The sequence below is a fragment of the Blastopirellula marina DSM 3645 genome (assembly GCF_000153105.1).
In the GTDB taxonomy this organism is placed as follows: domain Bacteria; phylum Planctomycetota; class Planctomycetia; order Pirellulales; family Pirellulaceae; genus Blastopirellula; species Blastopirellula marina.
Genome location: NZ_CH672376.1, coordinates 1,811,504 through 1,832,722, shown reverse-complemented (window position 1 = coordinate 1,832,722; position 21,219 = coordinate 1,811,504). Strand labels below are relative to the sequence as shown.

The 21,219-nt window shown below is 56.8% G+C and carries 17 protein-coding genes and 1 tRNA gene; 7 read left to right on the top strand and 11 right to left on the bottom strand.

The genetic code is table 11. From position 1 onward, the window contains the following. Positions 1–1,182: 1,182 nt before the first annotated feature. Positions 1,183–2,787 carry an FMN-binding glutamate synthase family protein gene (locus tag DSM3645_RS09315; protein WP_002651874.1) on the bottom strand — a complete coding sequence of 535 codons (1,605 nt, stop codon included), beginning with the start codon at positions 2,785–2,787 and terminating at the stop codon, positions 1,183–1,185. 217 nt (positions 2,788–3,004) lie between these two features. On the opposite strand from DSM3645_RS09315, the gene DSM3645_RS09310 reads away from it, so the two are divergent. Then, positions 3,005–3,574 (top strand): hypothetical protein, encoded by a 570-nt coding sequence (locus DSM3645_RS09310; protein WP_131282379.1) that lies wholly within the window; start codon positions 3,005–3,007, stop codon positions 3,572–3,574. A 2-nt stretch (positions 3,575–3,576) separates the two neighbouring features. Here DSM3645_RS09310 and pyk read toward each other — a convergent pair whose 3' ends face one another. Then, the gene (gene pyk / locus DSM3645_RS09305; protein WP_002651872.1) at positions 3,577–5,049 is read right to left on the bottom strand and encodes a pyruvate kinase; all 1,473 of its coding nucleotides are present in this window, start codon (positions 5,047–5,049) and stop codon (positions 3,577–3,579) included. 483 nt (positions 5,050–5,532) lie between these two features. Between pyk and DSM3645_RS09300 the strand changes: the two genes are divergently transcribed. The 3 genes from DSM3645_RS09300 (at position 5,533) to xylA (ending at position 9,394) form a co-directional block, all read left to right on the top strand. Further along, the gene (locus tag DSM3645_RS09300; RefSeq protein WP_002651871.1) at positions 5,533–6,939 is read left to right on the top strand and encodes a Gfo/Idh/MocA family protein; all 1,407 of its coding nucleotides are present in this window, start codon (positions 5,533–5,535) and stop codon (positions 6,937–6,939) included. A 117-nt stretch (positions 6,940–7,056) separates the two neighbouring features. Continuing rightward, positions 7,057–7,878: an SDR family NAD(P)-dependent oxidoreductase gene (locus tag DSM3645_RS09295; RefSeq protein WP_040352340.1), complete on the top strand. Its 822-nt coding sequence runs from the start codon at positions 7,057–7,059 to the stop codon at positions 7,876–7,878. A gap of 205 nt (positions 7,879–8,083) precedes the next feature. Then, positions 8,084–9,394, top strand: coding sequence for a xylose isomerase (gene xylA, locus DSM3645_RS09290; protein WP_002651869.1), 1,311 nt, complete (start codon positions 8,084–8,086; stop codon positions 9,392–9,394). Between the two features lie 110 nt (positions 9,395–9,504). Here the strand turns inward: xylA and DSM3645_RS09285 are convergent, their stop codons facing one another. From DSM3645_RS09285 to DSM3645_RS09255, 7 genes are all read right to left on the bottom strand, one after another. Further along, positions 9,505–11,685, bottom strand: coding sequence for a chemotaxis protein CheA (locus DSM3645_RS09285; protein ID WP_002651868.1), 2,181 nt, complete (start codon positions 11,683–11,685; stop codon positions 9,505–9,507). Between the two features lie 46 nt (positions 11,686–11,731). Beyond that, on the bottom strand, positions 11,732–12,148 hold the full coding sequence (locus DSM3645_RS09280; RefSeq protein ID WP_002651867.1) for a response regulator: 417 nt from the start codon (positions 12,146–12,148) through the stop codon (positions 11,732–11,734). Positions 12,149–12,382: 234 nt separating this feature from the next. Further along, positions 12,383–13,009, bottom strand: coding sequence for an HAD family hydrolase (locus DSM3645_RS09275; RefSeq protein ID WP_002651866.1), 627 nt, complete (start codon positions 13,007–13,009; stop codon positions 12,383–12,385). Further along, positions 13,006–13,632, bottom strand: coding sequence for a 3-keto-disaccharide hydrolase (locus DSM3645_RS09270; protein ID WP_002651865.1), 627 nt, complete (start codon positions 13,630–13,632; stop codon positions 13,006–13,008). Before DSM3645_RS09270 ends, DSM3645_RS09275 begins: the two co-directional genes overlap by 4 nt. Positions 13,633–13,723: 91 nt before the next feature. After that, positions 13,724–13,948 carry a hypothetical protein gene (locus DSM3645_RS30210; protein ID WP_131282373.1) on the bottom strand — a complete coding sequence of 75 codons (225 nt, stop codon included), beginning with the start codon at positions 13,946–13,948 and terminating at the stop codon, positions 13,724–13,726. A gap of 85 nt (positions 13,949–14,033) precedes the next feature. Further along, positions 14,034–15,140: a hypothetical protein gene (locus tag DSM3645_RS09260; protein ID WP_131282369.1), complete on the bottom strand. Its 1,107-nt coding sequence runs from the start codon at positions 15,138–15,140 to the stop codon at positions 14,034–14,036. Between the two features lie 27 nt (positions 15,141–15,167). Beyond that, positions 15,168–15,653, bottom strand: coding sequence for a hypothetical protein (locus DSM3645_RS09255; protein WP_002651863.1), 486 nt, complete (start codon positions 15,651–15,653; stop codon positions 15,168–15,170). A gap of 896 nt (positions 15,654–16,549) precedes the next feature. Between DSM3645_RS09255 and DSM3645_RS09250 the strand changes: the two genes are divergently transcribed. Further along, positions 16,550–18,085 (top strand): 2-isopropylmalate synthase, encoded by a 1,536-nt coding sequence (locus tag DSM3645_RS09250; RefSeq protein ID WP_002651862.1) that lies wholly within the window; start codon positions 16,550–16,552, stop codon positions 18,083–18,085. Between the two features lie 82 nt (positions 18,086–18,167). On the opposite strand, the gene DSM3645_RS09245 is transcribed toward DSM3645_RS09250, so the two are convergent. Then, positions 18,168–18,662 (bottom strand): DUF420 domain-containing protein, encoded by a 495-nt coding sequence (locus DSM3645_RS09245; protein WP_002651861.1) that lies wholly within the window; start codon positions 18,660–18,662, stop codon positions 18,168–18,170. Positions 18,663–19,132: 470 nt separating this feature from the next. Here DSM3645_RS09245 and DSM3645_RS09240 point away from each other — a divergent pair. Together DSM3645_RS09240 and DSM3645_RS09235 are read left to right on the top strand one after the other, a co-directional pair. Next, positions 19,133–19,218: transfer RNA gene (locus DSM3645_RS09240), tRNA-Leu, on the top strand. 645 nt (positions 19,219–19,863) lie between these two features. Then, positions 19,864–20,241 carry a hypothetical protein gene (locus DSM3645_RS09235; RefSeq protein ID WP_040351725.1) on the top strand — a complete coding sequence of 126 codons (378 nt, stop codon included), beginning with the start codon at positions 19,864–19,866 and terminating at the stop codon, positions 20,239–20,241. A 271-nt stretch (positions 20,242–20,512) separates the two neighbouring features. Here the strand turns inward: DSM3645_RS09235 and DSM3645_RS27985 are convergent, their stop codons facing one another. Continuing rightward, positions 20,513–21,217 carry a C39 family peptidase gene (locus tag DSM3645_RS27985; RefSeq protein ID WP_050769336.1) on the bottom strand — a complete coding sequence of 235 codons (705 nt, stop codon included), beginning with the start codon at positions 21,215–21,217 and terminating at the stop codon, positions 20,513–20,515. Positions 21,218–21,219 lie beyond the last annotated feature (2 nt).

Below are 21,219 nucleotides of genomic sequence, written 5' to 3'. Positions count from 1 at the left end.
TTCCGGCTCGCCTCGATTTGATAACAGCACGTTACCAATCCCTTGATGCGGACGTTTTTCGTGATAGTGCTCGACGTACTCACGAACGGGGGGACGGAAAAGGGGACGGTCTTTTTCGGGATTTATCCTATCCCAATCGCCCTCAATGTTCCCGGCATGAAAACAATGACCCCCGTCCTTTCTCGTCCCCTTTGTTTCTTCCAATCGTCGTTTTAGGAAGCCGGTTCCGCCGTGTGTGATCAGTTTAAAGCGTCACCTCAGGAAGTACAAAACTCGGGTGGCGTTGCGTGGTAATGACGGTCCATCGATAGCCGCGGACGCGGCCTGAGTCTCGCCCAAAATTGTCTCTAGACAATACGCACGGCTTTGGGGTCGATTGGGGGATGACCATTTTGCAGCGGTCGGTGATGGCGGTCGCGGCGGGGACTGCTGCGCGGTTGGGGTGACGCTGCACTTACTGAGTAACGTTGCCCGCCGCTTGCGGATGGATGCCCAGATCTGGCGATCCAACCCTAAAGGGTCCGCTCCCCCAAAACGGTCTGGTCCGGTTCACCTAGTCGCTCAGAAAAATAAACGAAGCAGTCCAGTCCACATTGTGAAACTAATCACGAAGGCGGAGAAAGCCCGGATGTCGCAGGAAGCACGCGTTAACGTAGAGGCAGTCCGGGAGGGGGAATCGTGGCCCTATTTCCCTGGGACGCCGCCTTGGGCGATGAATAAAAATGTCGCGGTCCGGTCCAACGTTGTCCGATCCGATCCGATCCGATCCGATCCGATCCGATCCGATCCGATCCTGTCCGATCCTGTCCAGTCCTGTCCTGTCCTGTCCTGTCCTGTCCTGTCCAGTCCAGTCCTGTCCAGTCCAGTCCTGTCCTGTCCCAACTTATCCGTTACTAGGAATGGAGGCCGCATACCCTCGGCTTGCGCACTCGGGCTAGTGTTGAATTGGTTCCACTCGATCGATCAGAAAAAAATGGAAGCGGTCCTGTCCTGTCCTGTCCCAACTTATCCGTTACTAGGAATGGAGGCCGCATACCCTCGGCTTGCGCACTCGGGCTAGTGTTGGATTGGTTCCACTCGATCGATCAGAAAAAAATGGAAGCGGTCCGGTCCGGTCCCATTCGGTCTGGTCTTGGCCGTTTGGGCTGGGGGACCGGAGTTTCGTCATTGATTCGTCAGCCACTAGACCGACGATTCGGCCAGCGTCGGGCGTTTTGTTCCCATGACCTCCAACCGGACCAGCGAATCTCGCTGATCCAACGGCGCCGACATAATGCGACGGATCGTCTCTTGATCGTCGGCCGACGGCAAACCCCATTCCGGACGATGATCGAACAACGTGGTCGCCGCCAGCGCTTGCAGGCGATCGTCGAGCACATCGAAATGATCGAGCGTCACCAACGACGGATGGACCACGCCGCACGCACGGCTCAGCCGCAGCAGTTCTTTGCGCAGCGTCGCGACATAATTGGCCACGCGGAACGATTTGAGCGTCGGATCGAGCCCTCGTTTCAGCCACCAGTTTTGCGTCGCGACGCCTGAAGGACAGTGCCCCGTATGGCAGCGCTGCGCCTGGATGCAGCCGATCGCCAACATCGCTTCGCGAGCGACCGAAATAATGTCGCAGCCAAGCGCCATCGCAAACAAACCTGTTTCTGGAAAGCCCAGCTTGCCGGAACCGTTGAACACCACATGGTGATGCAAGTCGAACTTGACAAACTCGCGATAAACTCGGCCAAAGCCGATCTTGAACGGCAAAGCGACATGATCGGCGAAGACCAGCGGCGCGGCGCCGGTTCCCCCTTCACCGCCATCAATCGTGATAAAGTCGACGCCGCGATGCGTGCGGGCCATCGACTCGGCCAGGTCGGTCCAGAAGTGAAGTTCTCCCACCGCCGACTTGATGCCGATCGGCACGCCGGACGCGTCGGCCAACTTCTCGATAAAATCAAGCATTTCGTCGACGTTGCGGAACGCGGTATGGTTGGATGGACTGGCGCAGTCGCGACCTTGCGGAATCCCACGGATACGAGAGATCTCGGCGGTGATCTTGGCCGATGGCAAAAAGCCGCCGACGCCAGGCTTAGCGCCTTGGCTCAGTTTGATCTCCACAGCGCGAACCGGATTGGCCGCGACCACTTCTTTGAACATGCCGAGATCAAAATTGCCGTGCGAGTCGCGACAGCCAAAGTAGCCGGTCCCGACCTGCATTATCAGATCGCCGCCGCGCTGATGATAAGGACTGATGCCCCCTTCGCCGGTATTGTGCAAACAGCCGGCCAGTTTGCTGCCGATGTTCAACGCTTCGACCGCCGGTCCGCTCAACGAGCCGAAGCTCATGCCGGAGACATTGACCACGCTCTTGGGACGAAACGCAAAGCGGCGCCCACGATAGGCGCCCATCACTTTGGCGCACGGGATCCGGAATTCTTGATCGAACTCTTTCTCACCGGGGTGAGGATCGTGGATCGGAAACGCAGCATGCTTGATGATCAGATGGTTCGGCGACGACTCAAGATCGTCATCGGTGCCGAAGCCGAAGTAGTTGTTTTCTCGCTTCGAAGAAGCGTAAACCCACGTTCGTTGATCACGACTGAATGGACGCTCTTCGTTATTGCTGGTTACGATGTATTGACGCAACTCGGGCCCGATCGCTTCGAGCCAATAGCGGAAGTGGCCGATGATCGGAAAGTTTTTCAAAATGGCATGCTTGGTCTGCCACAGATCGTGCACCGTCACAATCGCGGCGACGGCGACGATCACGCCTAGAACAATGAGGGTCCACATTTTTCCCTAGCCTCTTCTTTCGCCCTGCAGCGACGAAAATCACTGCCCTGCAACACCTTACAATTATACGACGTCGCCCAGCGGCGTTTGTTCGTCGAATTTGCGAATCTGCGGCATCTACAGCCGAATTCGTCTCCCTAACCGTCCCAAACGGTAAGATATCCGGCAATAGCACTTCGTCACGGCTAGTTACCTATTTGTCGCGAGGCTCCGCCGCTTGATCCGCCCCCGCACGCCACCCCGATCCGAAACGGACCTAGAGCCGGACTTACCACCGCCGCGATTCACGCTTCGCAGCTTGGGGATTGTCTTTGTGCTGTTGGGAGCGGCCTTCTTGCTGATGAAATGGGTCAGCCCAGTCGCTTCCGCCGGACTCCTACTACTAGCGATCTCTGTATTCGCGCATATCGCCGGCAACTATATCGGCACGCGGCTTCAACGAAAGCGGATCGCGCCGACAGAATCGGCGCCGCTCCCCAGCGAAGATCCGCTGACCGCCGACGAATTCGCTCCGCGCATGCAATTGGGAGAAACGACGCACATCAATCGGATCGGCTATGGAGTGACGATCGCGATGGCCGTTCTGGGCGCAATCTTAGGCGTGATCGCCGGCAGCTATTGGGCGCCACGCGAGATCTGGTTTCCCGCGGTCTTCGCCGTCTGTCTGGCCAGCGGCGCAGCGCTCGGCGGGATCGGGGGTTTTACGATCTTTCATTTCGCCTGGCAGCTCTTTCAGAGTTGGCGCCAGGCGATGCGACATTCGCGGTCAGCGTCCAAGCGACGCTAATGCTACTCGGTAACGCCGTAACCTTCGGGCGCTTCGACCTTGTGCACGACGACGATGTACTCGGCCGACTGCATGATGCCGCCGCCGGTCACAAAGACGACGCGATCATTCGGCTTGAGCAAACCGGCCTCAAAGCCCCACTTGTCGACAAAGCGGCGCAACTGGATGCCGTTGTGCACCGGAGCTCCGTCGATCGGAATGATGCCCCAGTAAAGCGACATCCGACGCAAAGCGGCCTTCGAGTCGCTAACGCCGATCGTCGCAATGCAATCGCGAATCTTCGCTTTGGTCAGCGCGGTGCCGCCGGTGCGGGTCGCCATCACCATCAACTTGGCGTTTAGCAGGTCGGCGGTTCGCGTGGCGCCGGAGACAACCGCCTGCGTCACGGGATGGACCAGGCCGATCTCTTCGCCGCGAATCGCATTGGACAAATCCTCGCACAGCATCTTTTCGGTCGCCAACATGATGCGATTCATCATCTTGATGACCACGATCGGGTGCTCGCCGACCGCAGTCTCTTGAGACAACATGCAAGCGTCGGCGCCATCGAGGATCGCGTTCGCTACGTCGGTCGCTTCGGCACGCGTTGGACGCGAGTTTTTGGTCATGCTGTCGAGCATCTGCGTCGCGACAATCACCGGACGGCCGATTCGCGTGCAGGTTTTGACGATCAGCTTTTGCGCGGCGGCGACTTCGGCCACGTCGATTTCGACGCCGAGATCGCCGCGAGCGACCATCACGCCGTTGGAGACTTCGACGATTTCTTCAAGGTTGTCGAGCGCTTCACGCTTTTCAATCTTGGCGATCACCATCGCCCGCGATTCGTGCGCTTGCAGCAGATCTTTCAGTTGTCGAATGTCATCCGCTTCGCGGACGAAACTCAGACTGACGTAATCGAGATCGGTTTCGGCGGCCCAACGAATATGGTCGCGATCACGCGGCGTGATCGTTTCAACTCCCAGCTTGGTCCCCGGCAGGTTGATCCCCTGACGGCTGCGCAAGATGCCGCCGGCGACCACCACGCAGGTGACCGAATCTTCCGTCTTCTCGACCACTTCCATCGTGATCGTACCGTCGGCCAGCATCACGTTATCGCCCACTTTGACTTCGTCAATAAGCGGTTCGTAGTTGCTGACCAACTCGTTTGGTTCGGTAGCGACGTCGCCGCGAATAAAGCGGTACATCTGCTCTTCGACGCAGTAGATCGGATCCTGCACCAACGTGCCGAGACGAATCTTCGGGCCAGAAAGGTCGGCCAGCGTCGCGACCGGGCGTTTTAGACGTTCGCTGATTTCGCGAATCGTCGTCGCAACGCGAGAGTGTTCGTCTAATTCGCCGTGGGCAAGGTTGAGGCGAAAGACGTCGACTCCGGCCAGAATCATTTGTTCCAGCATCTCGGGCGTATTACACGCGGGGCCAACCGTCGCCACAATTTTGGTGCGGGCACGCTGGGGAAGTAAGCGGGCTGCGGACATATCGCCGACCTTCAAAATGCAAAATCGTGTTCTACCAATTCGATGTACTCTAGTTCATTCCTTAGAAAGTGACGACTAGGGATAGCGACGGTTCCTGCCCCCATAACTACCGTCTTTGCTAGTCAACTGGCGTAAATTACCACCTCTCCGCTGTTAACGGAATTTAGGCATTCATTGTCCCTAGTTAACGCGTCGCGTTTCTCCATCGCTCATGCCCGTTTGGGGGGAATGATTGTTCATGAAAAAGGCTTCACGTACCCGAGAAGTTGAATTGCGGTTATTTGGTTTTTTTCGCTGACAATTGCCTCGAATCCCCCCACAAAAACTGGATTGGAAGTTTTTGAGCGGGTACACTTAGCACATCAACGCCGCAAAGGCGTAAACAATTGAGAAGTATTTACCACTGATGCGGACACCTGCCTTCGTCACGCCTGCTCCGACGAGTCCGCACCCAATCTTTGTTCGCTCTAGGAGAGACGCCCAGTGAGTCAAGCGAATCATTCCGACCGCCGCCAGTTTCTGAAAACCGGCGCCATCGCCGCCGCCGGCGTTGCGGTTCCTTACTACTTTGCTGGCGCAAACGCTCAAGCGGACGAGCCGAAAAACGAGTCGGCTAATGATCGACTGACCATCGGCTGCATCGGCACCGGTTCGCGCTGGGGCGCCGTTGGGCCGAACGCGATGAAATTGGGCGATGTCGCCATCGTTTGCGATGTCGACGCCAACCACGCCGAGCAAGGGCGTAAGCGTTGCGAAGACGCGAACAAGCAAAAAGGACGCGAGCGAAAAGTTGACGTCGTCGAAGATTATCGCAAGGTCTTGGACCGCAAAGATATAGATATCGTGACGATCGTCACGCCCGACCACTGGCACTCGAAAATCGCGATCGAAGCGATGAAGGCCGGCAAAGACGTCTATTGCGAAAAGCCGCTAACGCTGACGATCGACGAAGGGAAGAAGATCTGCAAGGTCGCCAAAGAGACCGGTCGCGTGTTCCAGGTCGGCACCCAGCAACGCAGCGAAATGGGCCAGCTCTTCCTGAAAGCGGTCGCGCTGATCAATCAAGGTCGTATCGGCGACATTCAAAAGATCCACGTCGCGATCGGCGGCGCGCCTGATAGCGGCCCGATCCCAGTCGCGGAAGTGCCGAAACAGCTCAACTGGGAAATGTGGCTCGGTCAGGCCCCGCTCGTCGACTATCGCTTCAAGGGAAAAGGAAACGGCAATTCCCGTTGTCATTACGAATTCCGTTGGTGGTACGAATACTCTGGCGGCAAAATGACCGACTGGGGCGCTCATCACATTGACATCGCCCAATGGGGTCTCGATCAACAAAATGTCGGCGGCCCGGTCAGTCTCGAACCGATCATGGTCCAGTTTCCGACTCCCTTCCAAGACGGCATGCCGACGCAAGACGATCGCTACAACACGGCGACCAAGTTCCATGTTCGCGCGATGTACCCCGGGGATATCGAAGTCAACATCCGTGACGAATGCAACGAACTCGGGTTTGGCAACGGCATCCTGTTTGAGGGAACCAAAGGCCGCTTCATGGTCAACCGCGGCAAGTTGGTGGGCGGTCCGGTCGAAGAACTGAAAGACAATCCGCTTCCCGCTGACGCGATCCAAAAGATTTACAAAGGGATGACCCCAGCGAGCGGCAACGCTCACATGGCCAACTTCTTTGAATGCGTCAAACTGCGGAAAGACCCGATCTCCGACGTCTACTCGCACCATCGCGCGATGACGACCTGCCATCTGGCCAACATCGCGTTGCGTCTAGATCGCACGGTGAAATGGGACGAAAAATCAGAGCAAATTGTCGGCGACGACGACGCCAACCGTTGGTTGAGTCGCGAAGCCCGCAAAGGATACGAAGTCACTGCGTAGTGAGAGAACGCCCCGTTCTCGCAACACCCCGGGCCTCGGTTGGGCAATTGCCTGCCGAGGCTTTTTCGTTATCATCGCGAAGGATTTCTCTTTTCTCCTTGGGCGAAACGCGGCCGGATGACCTATTGGAACGAAAAAGTGGCGCTGGTGACCGGCGCCTCACGCGGACTGGGACTAGCGATCGCGCGGCGACTCGTCCGTCAAGGAGCGACGGTCATCCTCACCGCGCGCGATCCAGCCGATTTGGCCGCCGCCGCCGAGTCGCTGAAAGGTCTCTCCGGCGCAGCGATTCCGATGGCGGCGGATGTGACCTCGGATGACGATGTCAAACGGCTCGAGAAAGAAATCGAGTCACGTTTCGGCCGACTCGATTTGCTGGTCAACAACGTCGGGATCTCGTCGCGCGGCAAATTGCTAGAGACGCAACTGGCCGACTTTCGCCGCCAATGGGAACTGAACGTGATGACGGCGATTCGTTGCGTTCAAGCCTTTGCCCCCATGATCACAAAGCGCAAAGGACACATCGTCAACATCGGCTCGTTGGCCTCCAAAAGCGCCGCTCGTTTTATTGGTCCTTACGCGACCACCAAATTTGCGCTGGCCGGTTTTACCCAGCAACTTCGGCTGGAACTTGCCGACCAAGGGGTCCACGTCCTGCTGGTTTGCCCCGGTCCAATCGCTCGCGAGGATGCGGGCGCACGCTACGACGATCAGGCCAGCGAGTTGCCTGCCGAAACGCGTCAGCCAGGCGCCGGCGTCAAACTGAAAGCAATCGATCCCGCCCAACTGGCGACCGCGATATTGCAGGGCTGCGAGCGCCGCCAGGCCGAGCTCGTCATGCCCTGGAAGGCGCGGGTGCTGTTCGCCGTTGCGCAAGTATCTCCGCGATGGGGAGATTGGTTGCAGGCGAAGTTTTCATCACGCCGCTCGCGCACGTAAGCGAACTCAACATGCAACCAATTGGCGCCCAATTGTAAAATATCTTCGGCCGGCGAAATTCCAGTCGGTTGAACGCCGCTAGTCAACGCTTTATGATGCTCACTTTCTCTCTATTGATTTGATCGAATAAGAGGGGCTGTGAATACGCGGTTTACTATTCGCAGGCCTTCTTCCCTAGCCACTCCATCTCCCATAAAGAACCGTCATGGCAGCGTTTCCCGAAGTCGACAAGATTCAATACGAAGGCCCCGAGTCGAAGAACCCCTTGGCCTTCCGCTGGTACAATCCGGACGAAGTGGTCGAAGGCAAAACGATGCGCGACCACATGCGGTTCAGCGTCGTCTATTGGCACACGTTCCGCGGCTCCGGCGCCGATCCGTTTGGTCCCGGCACGGCGGTGCGACCTTGGGATGACGGCAGCAACTCACAGGAAAACGCCGTCAAGCGCGTGAGCGTCGCCTTTGAGTTCATCGAAAAGTTGGGCGCTCCGTACTACGCGTTTCATGATCGCGACGTTTCGCCGGAAGGCGCTTCGCTGAGCGAAACCAACAAGATCTTTGACGCGGTCGCCGCCGCCCTAAAAGCAGAGCAAGAGCGGACCGGCATTAAGCTGTTGTGGGGAACGGCCAATCTGTTTAGCCATCCCCGTTTTATGCACGGCGCCGCGACCAGCTGCAACGCCGACGCGTTCGCTTTTGGCGCTTCGCAAGTCAAAAAGTGCTTGGAAGTAACCAAGGAGTTGGGAGGCGAGAACTATGTCTTCTGGGGCGGTCGCGAAGGTTATCAAAACCTGCTGAACACCGACATGAAGCGTGAGCTGGACCACCTGGCGAAATTCTTTCACCTAGCGGTCGACTACGCCAAAGAGATCGGCTTTACCGGACAGTTCCTCATCGAACCAAAGCCGAAAGAACCGACCAAGCATCAGTACGATTTCGATTCGGCCAACTGCTTGGCCTTTCTCAAGTCGTATGATCTCGACAAGCACTTTAAGCTAAACCTAGAAACCAACCATGCGACGCTCGCTTCGCATACGATGCAGCACGAGCTGGAGTACGCCGGCATGAACGGCATCCTTGGTTCGATCGACGCCAACACCGGCGACCTGCTGTTGGGCTGGGATACCGATCAGTTCCCGACCAACTACTATCTGACGGCCGAAGTAATGCTGTCGATCTTGAAGTATGGCGGCCTTGGCTCTGGCGGCGTCAACTTCGACGCCAAAGTGCGTCGCGAAAGCTTTGAGCCGATCGATCTCTTTTATGCTCATATCGGCGGCATGGACGCGTTCGCCAAGGGGCTGAAAATCGCGGCCGCGATTCGAGCCGACGGCGAGTTCGAAAAGTTCACCAAGCAGCGCTACGGCAGCTGGGACAGCGGCGTCGGCGCCGAGATCGAAGCCGGCAAGCACGATCTGAAGTCGCTAGAAAAGTATATGCTGGCCAAGGGAGAAGCCGCGGCTAACGTCAGCGGACGTCAAGAGTTTCTTGAGAACCTATTCAACCGCTATATGTAGACCGTCGCTGCAACCAGCGAGCAGGGAAATCGCCGCCAGCGGGAATACGCTGGCGGCCTCTTTTTGCGTTACGCTAGAACAAATCCAAGCGCCGTGCGCCGCAAGCAGAATTATCGTTTCAAAGAGCGAATAATCTCGCTGGACGACAAGACCAACGCCAGTTCGCCGCCGCCCAACTGGGCGACACCGCCGATCGCGCGGACATCAGGCAAGATGTCCTGCAGGCTGTTGACCACCACTTTTCGTTTGCCAACGACCTGATCGATCATCAGACAGGCGTCCCCTTGCTTGCTAGTCAGCAGCACCGCCGACAATCGCTCGCTCTTCTGCCGCGACTCGTGCGGAATGTCGAGCATTTCGGCCAGTGAAATCGCTGCATAGGTTGTACCGCGAAGCGTCACCACCGGCGCTCCGCCGGCGGTTTTCAGCTCTTCGTATGGCAGATCGAGCACTTCACGAACGGCGTCGAACGGCACGACGAAGCGTTCTTCCCCTTCGTGGATTAACAGTCCATCAATCACCAGCACGGCCTGACGAATCGGAATCTCAATCGTAAAACTCGTGCCGACGCCCAACGTCGACTCGACGCGGATCTCGCCGCCGTTCTCTTGCACCATCGTGCGGACCACATCCATGCCGACGCCGCGTCCGGAGATTTCGGTCACTTGCTCGGCCGTGGAAAGACCGGGATGGAAGATCAGCTCGATCGCTTCTTGATCCGACATTCGCTCGGCATACGACTCGCTGATCGCGCCGCTTTGGACCGCTTTGCGGCGCAAACGATCGGGGTCTATTCCGCGTCCGTCGTCGCGGATCGAGATCAGCACATGCGTACGGGTCGCCTCGGCGGAGAGCCAAAGATTGCCGACTTCGTTCAAACCGCGCGCCTTGCGATCAGCCGGTAATTCCAACGCGTGATCAGCGACGTTTCGAATCATGTGCGTGAGCGGCGCATCCAGTTCTTCCAGCAGCGACTTGTCGACTTCTAAATCTTCGCCGGCGAGCTGAACGTCTAGTTTTTTATCCAAGCTGTTGGCCAACGTGCGAGCCATCCGCGGGAACTTGGAGAACATTCCGCGAATCGGTACGCGTCGCAGCGATACGACGCTCTTCTGCAAGCGGTTGGCTTGCAGATTGAACGAAATATTGACTTGCCGTAACTCTTCAACCAGCTCGCGGAGCTCACGAGAACTCGTCATCCGGCTTTGAATGTCTTTCAACCGTTCACAAGTGATGAACAAGCTGGAAACGTCATCCAAAAAGTTATCGATGCTTTCCTCGTTGACGCGCAGGAAGCGGGTCTTCTTGGCGTTGGCGCCTTTCTTCTGAGCGGCGTCCTCGTCGTCGTGTTCCGGCGCTTCGGCGGAGTGAGCTATCGCCGGCGACGGCGTATCGGGCTCTGGCGGCGCTTGCAGCTTCAGCGCTTCTAGCGCCGGTGAGAGTTGCTCCCAAATGATGCTTAACAGCATTCCGTCGACGCCGATCCCGCTGTCGTAAATTGCCTTGAAGTTACGACCGGCGTCTTCGAGCGTCGCCTGCAACGCCGAATCTGATGCGTTGCGAGCACACGACTTCAATTCGGATAGCAATTCCATCAAAGCCGTCGAACGATCATCGTCAAACGATTCAGTTTCACTCTGGATGAACAATTCGATTAGCTTGCGAATCGAACACGTCAATTCGACGTCGCCGAGCGTAAATTCCAACGGAAGCAATTCAGCCGGCGTAGAAACCTGTTTTGTTGATTCAGCGGGCGCCGAGAGTTGCCCCAATTCGCGAATTCGATCGGCCCAGTGGAGCGATTCCGGAAATCCGGCTGCCGACATTTCGTCAGCCATCTCCAGCAATTCGGCGATCAGCGCGTCGCCTGCGGCGTCTTCATCAGCGCCTTTGGTTTTCGAGAGTACGGCGACCTGCTCCAACAGCTTTAGGTCCGCTTCGCTGAGAGTCTCTTCGTGCGTTTGATTTTCAACCGCATGCAGCAATTGGTCGAGCGAATCGATCCCTTCAATCAGCGTGCGACAGAGTTCTTCGGTCAGCGGCGTCCTTTGGTTGCGTACTTCGTCGAGCGCGTTTTCTAGAGAGTGGGCGAATTTTTTTATCGCCGTCAAACTGAAGAAGCCGGCGTTGCCTTTGATGGAATGGACAGTTCGGAATACCGAATGGACTGCTTCTACATTATTCGAATCCGTTTTGAATGCGTTAAGCAGTCCCGGCAATTCCTGAATGGCATGCACCGACTCGTCGATGAATCCCACTAGAAGTTCGTTGTTGGCGTCGTGTTCGCTCATAATGATTCAGCTTTACCGCTGCGCTGCCCGCGCATCAGGAATTGTTTTAGGTCAATTGCCGCTGTTTCAGTTCATGCAACGCATTCCACCAACGTAACTGCTTTTCGAAGGCGGCTTCGAGCACTTCCACTAATGGGTCAAACTCTACAACGGGCTTAAATAGACATGACTCGGCGCCGTAACGCATCGAATCCAGTACGGTGGATAACGTCACCAGACCGGTCAGCATAACGACCTGAATGCCTCCATCGTATTGTTTGATGTCCTGTAGCAAGTCAAGTCCATTGATACGCGGCATCTCGATATCGAGGATGCAAACGCGAATCGAGCTGTCGAGCAAAGTTTTCATCGCTTTCTCTGGTTGATCCAGAGAAATCATCTCGAAACCAGCACTCGATAATTGCCGGCCGACCAGCCGCAATATCTGCGGATCGTCATCGACATGCAAAACTTTCTTGTTCATTCCGGTCATACGCTCCCGAGAATTGCGATTCCGACATCCGGCAGCCAGATCGCTTTTCACCTACCGCTGAAGACCGTCCCTGCGACGGATTCTCTTGGTAGGCGAGACATGTAAGCGTAGGGAACGATTTGGAGCGCGGCGGCGAAACAGCCGAAAATTCGATTTTCCGCTAGACTTATGCCGTCACAACAGGCCCGAATTCACCTTGCGGACGTCACGGCCGTCACAATCGCGCTAACCAACCTGAATCCCGCGGGCCGCGAGATCTTCCCGCAGTCGATCAGCGCCGATAAACAGCACTGCGTCCAGTCCGCACTCCAGCGCGCCGGCGACGTTCTCGGGACGATCGTCGACAAAGAAAATCGACTCCGACGCGACTCCGGCTTGGTCGATCGCCGCACGATAGATGCCTGGATCCGGCTTCATCGACTTCGCTTCGTAGCTCAACACGTAATGCTGAAAGCATTCGTGCAAAAAAGCATAACGGCCAGCGCTGCAAAAATCCCAATGACACGCGCACGTGTTCGACAAGATCCCCAACCGGCGCCCTTGCCCATGCAGAGACTGGGCGATTTCGATCACCGGGTGATTGAGTTCAAAAATGTCGCTCGCGGCCCAGGCCAACTTGTCCTCGCTGGGCGAGCGGCCAGTCTGCTGACAGAAGTAGGCATGAAATTCGGCCGTGTTGATCTCGCCGGTCTCGTAGCGAACCTGCATGCCGCTAAAGAAGACGACGTCGCGCACCTGCTCGACCGGCGCATCGGCGACCTGGGCCATCTGCCGACAGGCCCGGTCATGGTCGAAATACAAGAGGACGTTCCCCAAGTCGAAATAGAAAAACTCGATCGGCTGCGAGCTCATAGTTTTTTCAATTGCAACTTGCGATACGACGCTTCGGCCGCCGGACCAGAGTGAATCTGCAAACCGATAATCCCGGTTCGGGCAATCGCATCATCGGCTTCGGTGTAGTCGACGGTCTGCAAATCGTTGACCCAGATCTGAATCTTGGCGCCCTGGCAACGAATCTTCAAGCGATTCCATTCGCCGCGCTTCACCGTTTTGGCGACCTCTTCGGCCGGGCCTTCCGCCACAAAAATCTTGCGGCGCGATTCGTCATATAGCGAACCCCAAATCAATCGCACAGGCGTGCTGCCCATGTCGCACTGGTAGCCGATCACCTCGTGATGATTCGGAATCCGCTGACTGCGAAACTGCACGCCGGCGTTGGTTCCCTGACCAACCAGCTTGGCCTCTAAGGTCAACTCAAAGTCGCCGTACTCTTCCTTCGTGCACAGGAACTCATTGTTCGGAATCGCTTTCTCTAATGACCCGGCGACAACCGCTCCGTCGGCAACGTGAAACCACTCGCTCTTTCCTTCCCAGCCTTCCAACGTCTCGCCATCAAAAATCGGCGTAGCATCGGCGGCCGACAGCGAAGCGGCGGATAGCGCTACAAGCAGCAGCGAAAAGCAAAAGCGGGGCATGAGCGGGACTCCGGAAGAAAGTCGGCAAGGCGTAAACTTCCTTCCAGGATAATAGAGCGGCGAGCGGCAAGCTAGAATGCAGCCGCGAATCTTAGAAGAAGGAAACACGCCGTTTTGCTTTGCTTATTCCTTCAAAAAAGAATACGTTACGCTCGAACAATTCACCATCGACAATAACGCCCAAGATTCCTTCACTATCTTCCGGCACTTCGGACGGTTCACGCAGAATCAAAAAATCCGCGCCAGCTTGAGCAACGCCTAAACGTTGTCCTTGAACGTCCAGATACATCTCGACTGTTGCGGATTGTTCGCTCATCCGATAATCCCCCACGTCTAATCCTGAAGTTACGGAAACGACGTTTGGATTCTATCAGGCAGATCTAACGATTTCTTGTTGCCCCCTAGCGCCGCACATCAAACCCACGCATCCGCGGCGCATCATACTGCGCTTGCGGCAAATAATTGGTCGGCTGCGACGGCATCTGGTTGACCGGCGCATTGACCGGCGGCGCCATCGTGTTGTAGGGCTGCACGGGATAGGACGTTGGCGGCGCGGCCTGATAGGCAGGCTGAGGTTGCGCCGGATATCCGTTAGACGGGATGTAGCCCGGCGTCACGCCTGCGGACGCCGCTGGCGGCGCGTTACCAGGCGGCATCATTTGCAGATTGGGATCGGCCAGGTTGATCGACCGCGCGTCGCTGCGCTGCGGCTTCATAAAGACATTCGGCGACGACGGCGGCTGATTGATCCGATAGTCGTAAACGTTAATCGTAAACTCCATTTGTGCCGGCGGCAGTTTCAGATCAATCCGATGCGGCAACGAAACGCCGGTCGTTGGATCAAAGCGATGGGCGGAAGCCAAGGCCGACGCCAACGTGTTGCCTGCTTGATCGTAAACATGCTGCTGCAGCACAAAGCCATAGGTCTTGTCGATGACGGTCGACTTGGTGATCGTCCCGCTCGGACCGCTGATCTGCGTTCGTATTTCGAGGTTTCCGTCTGGCGTGGGATAAGGCCCTTGGTGATTGCCGCCGGGCTCAAAGATCACCAGCCCCATCGCCTGCGAAATCCAAGTTGGTTCGACCGGCAACAACTGCCGCGCGTTGCTGTACTGATACTGGTCGTGCCGGCAATAAACGAGTCCCGGCCAACCGTCGACGGTGGACCATGCCCAGAACTCTTCGTTGTTGCTGCCGAAGTCGAGGACCTGTCCCATCAGGGCCGCTTCGCCGGTCAAGCGAAAATTGAGCGGCGGCGCCATCGAGATATTCGCGCGAATCGCCGGAAAGCCATGCAACGAGATCGTCGCGCCGGTCGTTTCGGCGGTTTGCACGCGGGCCGTGTTGCCGTTGACCTGGGCGATGACTTGTTCCAGCGTCGGCTGCGTGGCGAACGCGATCGGCGCGTTGTTGACCGGCATCGGCCGCAACATCGCGGGACAGCCAGCACCCATCGACATGCAGAGGACGCCGCACCAGAGGAGCAGCCAGAAAGGTTTCGCGTACACGGCTTCCATGCCTTTCGCGGATCGGCTTTACACCGCCGATTCGAGTAGTTGAGCGATTTCGATTTGAATTTCGGCGATCCGCGCCGCACCCGGGTTGGCCACCGGCACTTCATACTGCATCTCGCGCTTCGCGCTAAAGACGACCAGCATCTCCGGCCCCTCCCCTTCTCCGCTCGCATCTTCCAAACGCAAGATCTTGCGGCGGATCATCAGCAGCGCCATCACGTACCGCACATCTTCTTTGGTCGGGTCTTCGGCCAAACTTTCAAAGTAGTCAAGCATCACGTCGCTGGGCGCCCAATCGGGACCGCGTGATTTGCCAGAAGGCAATTCGGACTTCCACCAACCGACGGCTCCTTCTGGCGCTCCTTGCCAGGCTTCGGCTGAATAGTCTTGGCGCACAACCTCGGCGCCATCGCGGACCAAGACCGAATAAAAGGTCTCGCCCGGCGAAAGTTCTCGATCGGTCGCCGCACAACGGCGCGTGCACCGCTGAACATCAAAATCCATCATCGGTAGTCATTGCGCACGAGTGCGCCTGGGCAAAATTTTACAGACCATCACAAGCCGCCCATTTCAGACCGGCGGCAGATAGTACGTGATTCGCCGCCGTCGTTCAATACGCAGTATAGAAGCGGGAGTCGCTTCCTCCAGAACCAATTGCAAATCGGACCGCACGATAGCACTTGGGGCACTTCCCCTCGTAGTGCGTACCTTCCCGATTCTTGTAGATGCGCACATAAGTGCTGCAGCAGGTGAACTGCACGCCTAAAAAGTCGCGGCGTGTCGGCCCCCCCGCCGAAGATCGCGGATTGGGATCACTGCTAAAATCAATCGATTCGCCCGGCATAGCGAGACTCCTCTCCCTCGTTTTCTCCTACCGTAGCGCGAATTCTACCGCTCTCCCGGCCCGCAATCCTAGGTTGATTTGGCCCGAAAACGACCAATCGCCCTCAAAATTCAGCCTCAGAACCTCCCGCTGCGGTTGTCTTAAAGTTCGATGAAGCCCCTCTTTCGGTCGGCGGAATCGACAATTGCCGGTTGACTGAACCTTCTGGCGCAGTTAAAGTCCCTACAGAAGCTTGACTACTTTTGTAGCCCAAAACTAACCAATCAAAAACGATGTCCCGCATTTCGCTATTACCCCTGCTACTACTAACCGGTCACCGGCCGCAGGGGACAGCGTAGACAGCGCTTGCATCAAACGTTTAGCTGGAAACCCCAAGGCCCCCCGAATTGGCCCTGGGGTTTTTTTATTGGATTTACTGCAGATGACGTCCCGTATTCTCCCTGACGTACCGAATTTTGCGAATGGCGGTTGCCTGCTGCTAGCCGCGCCGGCGCCCGGCCGGCCCGCTGATTCGATACATTGTTGAATATCCACCTTCGTCAGGTTTACTTGAGATACCATGTCCGACCAACGCACTATCAAGATTTTTGACACCACGCTTCGCGACGGCGAGCAATCTCCCGGCGCTAGCATGAACTTGCCCGAAAAGATGGAGATCGCCCAGGCGCTTGTCGACCTGGGAGTCGACATCATCGAGGCCGGCTTTCCGATCGCATCCCCCGGCGACTTTGAAGCGGTTCACGAAATCGCCAGCAACATTCGCGGCGCTTCGATCTGCGGTCTGGCGCGCTGCAACGACCGCGACATCGATCGCGCCTGGGAAGCTTTGAAGTCGGCCAAGTCGCCGCGCATCCATGTCTTTCTCGCTACCAGCGCGATCCATCGCGAGTTCAAGCTGAAGATGACGCCGGACGAAATCGTCGAACGCGCCATCTCCGGCGTCGCGCGAGCCGCCGGCTATTGCGACGACGTCGAGTTCTCTCCGGAAGACGCTGCTCGAACCGAGCCTGACTTTTTGTGCCGCGTAGTCGAAGCGGCGATTAAAGCCGGCGCCACCACGGTCAATATTCCCGACACCGTCGGTTACGCGACCCCGTCACACATGGGCCGCGTGATCAGCGACTTGGTCAATCGCGTGCCGAACATCGATCAGGCGGTAATCTCGGTTCACTGCCACAACGATCTCGGTTTGGCGGTCGCCAACAGTTTGGCCGCGGTCGAAGCCGGAGCCGGTCAGATCGAATGCACGATCAACGGCATCGGCGAACGAGCCGGCAACTGCGCCTTGGAAGAGATCGTCATGGCGATGCGAACGCGCAATGACTACTACAATGTCGATTCGCGCATCAATACCGAGCGTCTCGTTCCGACCAGCCGATTGGTGTCGAGCGTCACCGGCATGCAGGTGCAGCGTAACAAAGCGATCGTCGGCCGCAACGCGTTCGCGCATGAGGCCGGCATCCACCAAGATGGCATGCTGAAAGAACCGTCAACCTACGAGATCATGCGTCCCGAGGACGTTGGTTTCGCCAAGACCGACCTGGTGCTCGGCAAACATAGCGGTCGCGCCGCATTGGCCGATCGAGCGCGCAGTCTCGGCTACCACTTGACCGGCGAGCAATTGCAGGTCGTCTTTGAACAGTTCAAAGAGCTGGCCGACAAGAAGAAAGAGATCTACGACGGCGATATTTCGGCCCTGTGCGAACAACAGATCCGCGGCAGCGACTTGACCAGAGAATGGTCGCTCGTCTCGCTGGAAGTTTCGTCCGGCACCAAGCGTCAACCGAACGTGAAGATGACCCTCGCTCACGCCGGCGAAGAACATTCGGCCGAAGTCTCTGAAGGAGACGGGCCTATCGACGCCGCATTCTGGGCCGTCGAGCGCATCACCGGCGTCAAGCTGAACTGCAAAGACTTCCAAGTCCGCAGCGCTACGTTAGGCCGCGACGCCCAAGGAACCGTCACCGTCGACATCGACCACAATGGAACGATCTTCCGCGGCCGCGGCGTATCCACCGACACCGTCGAATCAACCGTCCTGGCGATCCTCGACGCCGTCAATCGCATCTGCTGGAAAACCGCCCAGCCGGCGTAGAAGAAAAGCGGAAACGGGAAAGCGGCGGAAGAGCAATGCATTCTCTTCCGCCGCTGCAGGTATTTTCTTGTTCCGCTTTCCGTCAGCTCGCCACAAACCCCAGATAGTAAAAAACCCAGCCTGTCACCGCGGTCATCGTCATGCCGATCGCCGCGAGCCGGGCCCAAAACTTGTGGGTGTTGCTATAGCTGTTCGGCATCACTGGGCTCGGGAACTTCCCAATCGCCATCACGATCACATAGATCCAAAGCAGCGGCGTTGGAATCGCAAAGGCCAAGTGAATGTACAGACTCGTGTCGACCGTCCCGGACGCGTAATACGGCGACGGTTCGGCCAGTTCGCGCCAGTTCGTGAAAAATCGCATATCAACCTCGAACGCGATCACCGCCAACAGCAGCACGACCCCCAAAATAATTTGCACCCATTTATGCAGGTTGTACATTCGCCGAAAGCGAACGAGTGCAATGCTGACCCCCATGATCACGATCACGCCAAACATCGCCAAAAAGACGAAGTCGAGCATCACCGAACCACGAGTCGGCAGAAATCCATAGTTTTGCGCAAACAGCGATAGCATCCCTGTCGCCCCCAAAAGTGAATGCTTGTGAATGCGGATAGTTTAGCGAGAATTTGCGGCCTCGTAAGCGCCTGCCCGCTTTTCCCTTATCGGCAGTCCCGTGGGAGCGCCACAAACCAATCGCCCCAATCACAGCAGGAACTTCCGCAGCGAAGTTGATTTGCAGCCTATACTTGTGACGATTGCAACCGATCGCCAAAATAACAACTCGACGGAAAAGCGGAGAGCGGAAAGCCGAAAGCGGAAAAGCCCCCCGTAGGGTGCGTCAAGACGCACCTTCGGCGTCGCCCGAATCTCTCTAGTTTTGAAGTTGCACGATTAGAAAATTCAGCAGTCTCTCTCTTCGTAGCCCGAAAAAGTAAACAACTCGAACACTAGCCCGAGGCGCAAGCCGAGGGAAACAGTTCTCACCAACCCCAAACCAACCAACAACTCAAGATTCAGCGCCACCCCCATAGGCGCCCGACCACGGCCGAGTGGCGAAATTGGCAGACGCACAGGACTTAAAATCCTGTGGAGGGTAACCTCCGTGCGGGTTCGATCCCCGCCTCGGCTACTTAGCGACGCTTTCGCAATCACGATTTTCGAGAAACGCCAGACGCTTCGTGCGGCTGGCGTTTTTTTGGTGGGACTGCCCAGTCGCAGAGGTCCGGCGAAATACTTCTCGCATGACTTCCAGCTGACGACCGCAATCTTGCCCTGGGAATCCCAGAAGTAGACATACCGATTGAAGACTCTGGAAAGCAACGCGGCGCTTATCTATCTGGCGATCTAGGATAGCCGGCTTGCGCCTTGTTGATATCCCCATCGCGAAACGTCTTGATCGCGAGCTTCGACAAGTTCATCGCCGCCGAGCTGGAGATCCGATTTTCCTTTTGTCCCGCTACGTTGAGCCGTGAGATTGCAGGGCAGTCTTCGTCGACTTGATGACCAGAATTTCTACCTGGTTGTCGCCGCTTGAGCGGGATGCCGCCGTATCTTGCTTTCGCTCGTCCCTGGGCGCGGATCGTGTGGTGATATACGCCACAACCTAATAGCACTTTGGGCCATTCCAAAATAGCCATTCCTACGGATCTCGCGTAATTGATACATTCACTACAATCCAACGCATGAAGTGGCCACTTCTACTTTTGCCTAACGCAATACCAGTTGTTGAGATTGCGTGACTCCCTCCCAGGTATTCGGTTTTTGGAGAATTAACATGATTCGCACTGTATGCTCACTGTTTGTGGTTGCCCTCGTCATGGTCGCGACCAGCAACGTTCAAGCTGCCGAACCCACCAATGGCAACATTGACAATAGCGCTCTTTCCGCGATGGGCCTGCCCGGCCTGGAAGTGATGAGCGACGCCGAAGGCGAAAAAGTTCGTGGTACGTTCGCGTTGGCTTGGGGACTTGGCGGTGCTTATGTCAACGGCAACCCGGCCGCCGGACAAGGCTCTAACTACCTTGGCGCTGGGTTCTTCGTCGCTGGCGGTAGCGGCAGCAACGGCGCCAGCATCACCAACTTCGTCTTGGGCATTCCGGTCAGCGGCACGACCGTTTCGTCGTTTGGATCGTCGTCCGCCTACGGCTTCTAGTCGACGAAAAGCTTGAAGTTACGAGCGTCTGTGTGTCTGCTCGCAACAAGGCCGCCCTGCGTTTTTCGCATGGCGGCTTTTTTTATAAAGACTGCGGACGCTTGGGAACCAGCGGGGATCAACAGCGACGCATGTCTGTTCCTGGGCGAGTTGAGAATCGACCGCTGGAACAGCTTTCTGCGATGCGACTTTCCCTGCACACGCGGTGACTCCACCATCCGACGAGCGCAGCCAGCGAGTGAATCAACAGGGCGGGCAGGAAAGTTACAGATCAGTATTTAAACGTCTTTTCTGGTGCGGTCCGCAATACCTGATTGTTAAGCCAGCCGCGATTAACTTCGGCCATCGTGATGCCCAGTCGTGATTTCTTGGAGAGAACCTCTCCCCGTTTGGCGACGACCAATACGGCGTTTTCTATCCAGATATCGGCGAACTGCCCTAACGGCATTCGCAGGTTGCCGCGCGCTGGGTCGGCCAGATAGACCCAGCCATTGACGACGCCGCGGACGACGACAAAATGGTTACTCTCTTCCAACTTAAGGGCGACAATCACCGGCAGCTTTACCTTGGTGAGTTCTTCCGGCGTGATGCGTCCGATGGTCGAAAGATAGCCAACCTTGACCGCGGCCATACGCAAGTCGGAAATCGCCAAGCCGTTTTGCACTCGCTCTAGCAATTGCTCTTGCGTTAGATTTTCTTCTAACACGTTCAATATCTTTTGCTCGGTGACTCCGTCTCCCCAATAGTATTGAGAGATGGTCGCCAGAGCGGCCGCTCCGCACGAATAGTCGCGTCGTTGCTTGACGATGTTCTGATCGCGAATATCTCTCCAATTGCGCGCATAAGCATAAAAGCTGCGCTGCGAGTCGCGTACCGGCGGACCCGTTTCAGCGACGACCGATCGAGTTATGATCATGGTCGTCGCGAGCACGCCGAGCAGCAAAGTCGAGCGGAGCGAAGAGGCTAGAACTGTCATCA